This window comes from Siphonobacter sp. BAB-5405, assembly GCF_002872335.1.
Lineage (GTDB): Bacteria > Bacteroidota > Bacteroidia > Cytophagales > Spirosomataceae > Siphonobacter.
Window position 1 is genome coordinate 382,500 of the sequence record NZ_NJAG01000002.1, and the last position, 6,398, is coordinate 388,897.

Sequence of the window (6,398 nt, forward strand, 5' to 3'; positions counted from 1 at the left end):
ATTAAGGGAGTTAATTAGCATGATAAAAGCTAAAAAGAAGTCCGCAGCTTCTCAGGGCAATACCAATACAGATGAAGAAGATGACTTCATGGATGACGCCATTGAAGACACCTTAGACCGCCTCAAAAAGGGTATCAAAAAGAAGCGTAAAGCCAGAGCTGAAAATCAGAAAGAAGAACCCAAACAGGAAGAACAGGAATCTGCTGAATCAATGGTTGATCAGGATGAATACACCAAACCTTCAGTTGACCTCCAAAAGAAGATTGACAAGCTCAAAGAACAGACGGAAGTCCAAATTGAAGACCTTACCCGAATTGAAAAATTGAATGAGATTGTTGATGAATATGAAATGTATTCCTATGCATGGTTCAAAGCCTTGCTTGAGCTGGAATATCTGAGTAGTTCAGAATCCAACACTCAGGGAAAGGAATTTTCAATCCAATTCACAAAAGCAGAAAAAGAACCGGCTACAGAAAGGACATTAATTCTTAAGCATCCAAACAGATATATCTCCCAATCCATTGAGGATATTGGTGACCTTCAAATTCGATTATATCATGGTGATGAATCCAAAATCGTCACCGTGGAGGTTGTGAGTGTTAAGGAATATACCCTTCGGGCAAAGCTGAAAAAGTCTGCTGACATTTCAGAGATTGATCTATCTAAAGTAAGCCGAATAGTCATTGACATTAAGAATCCTGTATTCATTCTTGAAGAACTTCGTAAGGCATTCAATCAGCTTGGTTTAGAAGATGACTACAATTTACAGCAAAACCTACAGGAGGATATACGCTTCATCTTTGGCCCTCCTGGTACAGGTAAAACAACCTATCTGGCAACCAATGAGATTATACCTCTCATGCAGCAGGAAGAAAACCTCAAAGTGCTTGTACTCACACCAACCAATAAAGCAGCAGACGTTCTTACCAAGCGTATTATTGAAAAAATGGGTGCTGATGAAACCTATCACCATTGGTTGCTCCGCTTTGGAAATACCAGTGATGAATCACTGGAAAATAGTTCGGTTGTAATTGATAAAACTTTCGATATTAGAACCAAGCCGAAGAATACCACAATAACCACAATTGCAAGATTTGCTTACGACTATTTCCAACCAGAAATCCATGATGAACGCCTGCACCTGAAATTTCTTGAATGGGACTACATTATCATTGATGAAGCTTCAATGGTGAACTTGGCCAGTATAGCCTATGTCCTCTATCAAAAGCCTGATGCAAAATTCGTAATAGCAGGTGATCCTTTTCAGATTCAACCAATTACACTTATTGACCATTGGAAGGATATGAATATCTACAGCATGGTCAATCTAGACAGATTCGTAGAGCCAACAACAGTTCCCCATGAATTTGAAATAGTTAACCTTCGCAAGCAATATAGGGCAGTTCCCACCATTGGAAATGTTTTCAGTCACTTCACTTATAATGGCATCCTCGAACACCATAGAACAAGTGCAGAGCAAAAGCCATTAACCATAACCGGATTTGATTTCAAGGACATTAACATTATCAAATTTCCGGTAGCAAAATTTGAAAGCATTTACAAGCCAAGTACGCTTAACAAATCAAACTATCAGGTCTATTCAGCTTTGTTCACGGTTGAGTTCGCCCAATCACTTGCTTTTCAGATTCAATCAAGCCACAAAGACAAATTCAAAATCGGAATTATTTGTCCGTACAAAGCTCAGGCTACCTTAATAGAAAAGCTACTTGCCCAACAATTTGAAGATACTGAAAAAGTTCAAATTATAATTGGTACAATTCACGGCTTCCAAGGAGATGAATGCGATATTATTGTATCAATTTTTAATCCTCCATACTCGATAAGTAAACATCCCGGTATGTTTCTCAATAAGCAAAACATACTTAATGTTTCCATTAGCCGGGCAAAAGATTATTTGTTTATCTTAATGCCAGACGACAATACTCAGGACATTGAGAACCTTTACAAAATCAAAAAAATAGAAAGATTGATTTATCGCTTAGCTCCAGAAAATCATACAGTCTTTGACTCCTCCAAAATTGAAAAAATCATGTTTGGCATTGATACTTATGTGTATGACAATTCTTTTGCTACATCTCACCAAACTGTAAACGTGTACTCAAAGCCTGAGCGGAAATACGAAGTACGTTGTGAAGAAGCAGCCATTGACGTTCAAATAAAACAATAAGCGATATAGAAATCAAAAAAATCTGATAAAAACTGCATTCATTACTAAAGTCTCGTAATCAATTTTTATAAAATTGATAAAAGTATTTTTTATAAAAAAACAAGGAAATACAAATAAAGTAGGTTTAAAAATAAAAACGTTTCTATTTAAATATTAACTCACTGCATATCAATAATTTACCAATCATGAAGCCCTTTTCTGAACTCACGTTCAACCCTTTACCCGAAGCCTTTTCAACAAACTCACCTTTGACTGAAGAAGATCAAAAATCATTTTCGTTTATCGATGTATATGCATTTCTTAATCCTAGTATAATTGATTTTCTAAACCTTAAATATAAAAAGCACTCAAATGACTTATTGAGAAAGATCCAACTGCATAATAGTAAGGAAAATGTTATTTTAATAATCAAATCTGAGATTGAAGATTTTGAAGGAGACACAAATCAAGTAATTATGCAGATATTAAGTTATACTGCATATGAAGCTAATAAAAACTTCTCAACTTATTTAGCCACTATAAAAAGCAATCCACACTACGCGAAATCTTTCTCACCTGAAATATTAAAAGGGTTCGTACTTTTTATTCAAGCTGGAATTATAAACCTTGATGGTGTTAACTTAAAAGTAATTGAAAATTTAACTGAGAACGATTCTATTAATGAAGATTCTATGAAAGAAACGCTTCAAACATTTAATAAAGAAGCCCTATCTGTTGAAATAGCGGACAATACCCTTAATGATGAACTATCTATTTATACATCTGGCCTCTTAGAACAGTACTTTGCCTATAAGTATATACAGTATTTAGAAGATGAGTTGATCCAATTAAACGCATCAACTGTCACAGTTACTGATATTATATGGAAAGGCAGTGATATAAACTTTGTTCAATTAATATATAGTTTGTACGGAGCTGGTTTGCTTACCAACGAAGATAATGAACGAACGAAGTTAGTAGAACAAGTTGCAAATTTACTTGGAATAGAGTTAGGGCCCAGTTGGCTAAACACTCATTCAAGAACGTTGCTTGAGATGAAGCCTAAAGAACAACCCAAGGTTCTTAAGCTTTTGACTCAGGGCTATGAGAAAATTCGAGCTTCAAAAATAAAATAACTACAAGTTACTGATTACCAGTAAATTAACCACTTGAAAAAGGCGAGTCGTCAGGCGACTTGCCTTTTTTCTTGTATATACTACTCATTTCCTTATATTCCTTTGTGACGAAATCATTATCCAACCCAAAAGTAGTAATTAAATGAAAGATGAAATTATCGTCACAACCCACTCTGCGTTAAGAAGTCTGCTTCAGGAAGAAATGCGGAGTCTGCTAAAAGAGCTTTTACCTACCCATTCAGGCCAAGCAGAAGAAGTACTAGACATCGACAAAGCGTGCGACTTCTTAGGCATTGCCAAAAGTACCATTTACCGCTTAACCTCTAATCATGCTATCCCCTTCCATCGGCCTGGAGGTAAGAAGATTTATTTCAGACGTTCCGAATTGGTAGAATGGTTAGCAAGTAATCGACATAACGTAACGCCTCAAACGCCTACGGATGCGATTAACCTCTTACGGAAAGGAGGTACCTTGTGAAACAGGAATTGTTGAATGTACGTACTGCCAATGCTTGCATAGAAGACGCTAAACTTATACCAATTCCTAAAAAGCTAGCAGGCGACTTTTGGTATAGTGGTGAATTTGCTATTCTCTTTGCGGATACGAACGTAGGAAAGTCTCCCCTCGCAGTACAGATAGCTGATACAGTTTCGGGTGGAAGCTACCATTCATTTCTTATCTGTGAAGAAGATCCACAACAGGTAGCATTGATTGATTTTGAATTATCTGAAAAGCAGTTTCAGAGTAGATATTCAAGAGATTATCAACGTGAGTATAGGTTTAGCAATCGGCTTCATCGGGTTACGGTGAATACGGACTATACTGATTTCGATCAATTTGAGAAAGAACTGTTTGAATCCATTGAGCAAATCATTTATAACCGGAATATAAAGGTTCTCATTGTCGATAACATTTCTTACTTAAAGGCACTACCCACCGAGACCTCAAAGGAAGCTATGCCTCTAATGCGGTACCTAAATCAGATGAAGCTCCGATATGGCCTCTCTATCCTGGTCTTAGCTCATACCCCTAAAAGGCTACACCTAACCAATCCTCTTGGGTTGAACGATCTGGCGGGTTCAAAGAACCTTTCCAACTTTGCTGATTCCGTCTTCTGTATTGGCCGCAGTACCCAGGCCAATGATCTACGCTACCTTAAGCAATTGAAATGCCGTAGCAATGCAATTATCTACGATATGGACAATGTACTGGTTTGCCGGATCGATAAGCCCGACAATTTCCTAGGCTTCGAATTTGTGGGATATGAGTCCGAGAAGATTCATCTTCAAGAGAGAACTGCACTTTCGGAAGACATCAAAAATCAGGTCGTTGAGATGAAGCTGAACGATCCTACGCTTTCCCTTGGCAAAATTGCCGAGCACTTTCCGGGGATGTACCGGGCACAGGTATCGAGAATCTTGAAGAAGGCAGGCCTCGCTGCTAGTGAATAATCTGTAACACGTGTAACAACCGTAACCATTGATACAACCGTTACAGATGTTACAACCAATCCATTATCCAACTCATGAAACAGATAAGCGTTTGTACCAAGTCTCAATTGGCTCAGCAGTACGGAGTAACGTATGGTACCTTTTCTAAATGGCTCAAGATTGTACCTAACCTAGTGTTAACACCGGGCCAGCGAATATTAACACCTAAGCAGATTGAACTCATCGTTCAACATTTAGGAGAACCGTAATAGGGCTATTAACTAACGTTATCAGGCGTTAATGACCGTTAACGGTCATTAACGCCTTTTCATTTGTATGGACAGAGCTAATTTTCAGTCGTAAACAAACCCCGTTAACGAATGAAAACGTCAGTCTCAAAAAACCTCGATTTGGAAAAGCTCGCCAGTGGCATCAGCAAAGTTACCCTTGGTTTCCGGTGTGAACCTTCTGTCAAATTAACCCTTGCTCAAGAAGCTCAGCAGCTAGGCTTAAATTTAAGCGAATACGTCGAGAGTGTAATCCTAATGAGAAACGACACGACTACTCAAGTAGTTGAGAAAAAGGTCTACGCTGAAAGTCCAGCGGATGAAAAGCTCAAAAGCCGAATTATCACCCTTGAGAAGGAATTGGCCTTTTACGAAAACGACATTTTAAAAGCATTCTACACTTCATCGTACGGACAAACGGTATCCGTTAATGATGCTCAGGGAAAGACGCTCTCCATCAAAATACAAAGCGTGAAGGACGTGTATACCGTTTTGATTAACTCTTTCAGAAAGGAAGAAGGCCATGTTTAAGCAGGTATCTTTTCCCACCTTGGCAAGTTCTACTCCGACTGTCGTTCATCCAGTCAGCTACCCTTCCTACAAAGAACCCACTAATGAAAATGATAGGATCAACTGGTTTTGGATTGTTGGCCTGCTTACAATCTTTGGCCTGTGGTTTTGGCTTGTAAACCGCAGAAAAGAACAGGAGTCGAACGTCCCCTCCGAAAATTTTTCACCAAATACAGAAAAACTTTTAGCGACTAAAACGCCTGAAAATCTCAAGAATTCGTTTCAGTAATGTTACAGTAGACGAAAAAAGGACTTACAGAAATATCTGTAAGTCCTTGATTTTCAAGAGTGGAGAAGATCGGGCTCGAACCGACGACCTCTTGCATGCCATGCAAGCGCTCTAGCCAACTGAGCTACATCCCCTTCTGAAATGTGGGTGCAAATATGTGGCTTTGAAAGGGCCTTGTCAAGCAAAAGACGAAGAAAACTTTCATTTTTCGGCGTTTTCGTTCTGCCCTCTCAAAATACGCCTGATAACCAACTAACAATCAGTACAGTTGTAAAAAATAGAATAGTCTGGTAAACTAATAGAGTATTTGACTTGTTTATCTCAACGGAACGTTGAACCTTTGCGGACGTTCGATAAACCTTAAACTGATTCGATTATGTCCTTACGACTTGGAGACATCGCACCCGATTTTGAAGCAGATACCACTCAGGGCCACATCCGTTTTCACGAATGGCTGGGCGATAAATGGGGCTTACTCTTTTCACACCCCGCTGACTTTACGCCTGTATGTACGACGGAGCTTGGTAAAACCGCTTTACTGAAAGGCGATTTTGAAAGACGTGGCGTGAAAGTGATTG

Annotated in this window: 7 protein-coding genes and 1 tRNA gene; 7 read left to right on the plus strand and 1 reads right to left on the minus strand. The window is 38.7% G+C overall.

Translation table 11 applies throughout. The annotated features are described in order from the left end of the window. The first annotated feature begins 19 nt into the window (after window positions 1-19). The 6 genes from BWI97_RS02625 to BWI97_RS02650 all read left to right on the plus strand — a co-directional run bounded on the left by BWI97_RS02625 (window position 20) and on the right by BWI97_RS02650 (window position 5,820). The gene (locus BWI97_RS02625; RefSeq protein ID WP_102199920.1) at window positions 20-2,188 is read left to right on the plus strand and encodes a DEAD/DEAH box helicase; all 2,169 of its coding nucleotides are present in this window, start codon (window positions 20-22) and stop codon (window positions 2,186-2,188) included. Between the two features lie 185 nt (window positions 2,189-2,373). Continuing rightward, window positions 2,374-3,303 (plus strand): RteC domain-containing protein, encoded by a 930-nt coding sequence (locus BWI97_RS02630; RefSeq protein WP_102199921.1) that lies wholly within the window; start codon window positions 2,374-2,376, stop codon window positions 3,301-3,303. A gap of 142 nt (window positions 3,304-3,445) precedes the next feature. Then, window positions 3,446-3,781 (plus strand): helix-turn-helix domain-containing protein, encoded by a 336-nt coding sequence (locus BWI97_RS02635; protein ID WP_102199922.1) that lies wholly within the window; start codon window positions 3,446-3,448, stop codon window positions 3,779-3,781. Then, window positions 3,778-4,755, plus strand: a complete 978-nt coding sequence (locus tag BWI97_RS02640) for an AAA family ATPase (protein WP_102199923.1) — start codon at window positions 3,778-3,780, stop codon at window positions 4,753-4,755. The genes BWI97_RS02635 and BWI97_RS02640 overlap by 4 nt, the downstream gene beginning before the upstream one ends. 359 nt (window positions 4,756-5,114) lie before the next feature. Next, window positions 5,115-5,552: a hypothetical protein gene (locus tag BWI97_RS02645; RefSeq protein ID WP_102199924.1), complete on the plus strand. Its 438-nt coding sequence runs from the start codon at window positions 5,115-5,117 to the stop codon at window positions 5,550-5,552. Next, window positions 5,545-5,820 carry a hypothetical protein gene (locus BWI97_RS02650; protein ID WP_102199925.1) on the plus strand — a complete coding sequence of 92 codons (276 nt, stop codon included), beginning with the start codon at window positions 5,545-5,547 and terminating at the stop codon, window positions 5,818-5,820. The genes BWI97_RS02645 and BWI97_RS02650 overlap by 8 nt, the downstream gene beginning before the upstream one ends. Window positions 5,821-5,880: 60 nt before the next feature. Here BWI97_RS02650 and BWI97_RS02655 read toward each other — a convergent pair. Then, window positions 5,881-5,954: transfer RNA gene (locus tag BWI97_RS02655), tRNA-Ala, on the minus strand. 242 nt (window positions 5,955-6,196) lie between these two features. Here BWI97_RS02655 and BWI97_RS02660 point away from each other — a divergent pair. Then, the coding region (locus BWI97_RS02660) for a redoxin domain-containing protein (protein ID WP_146010854.1) at window positions 6,197-6,398 on the plus strand (202 nt) is incomplete at its 3' end.

What these genes read in the sequence shown, in the direction of transcription:
- BWI97_RS02625 (WP_102199920.1), top strand. Translation starts at nt 20, where the DNA reads ATGATAAAAGCTAAAAAGAAGTCCGCAGCTTCTCAGGGCAATACCAAT.
- BWI97_RS02630 (WP_102199921.1), top strand. Translation starts at nt 2,374, where the DNA reads ATGAAGCCCTTTTCTGAACTCACGTTCAACCCTTTACCCGAAGCCTTT.
- BWI97_RS02635 (WP_102199922.1), top strand. Translation starts at nt 3,446, where the DNA reads ATGAAAGATGAAATTATCGTCACAACCCACTCTGCGTTAAGAAGTCTG.
- BWI97_RS02645 (WP_102199924.1), top strand. Translation starts at nt 5,115, where the DNA reads ATGAAAACGTCAGTCTCAAAAAACCTCGATTTGGAAAAGCTCGCCAGT.
- BWI97_RS02650 (WP_102199925.1), top strand. Translation starts at nt 5,545, where the DNA reads ATGTTTAAGCAGGTATCTTTTCCCACCTTGGCAAGTTCTACTCCGACT.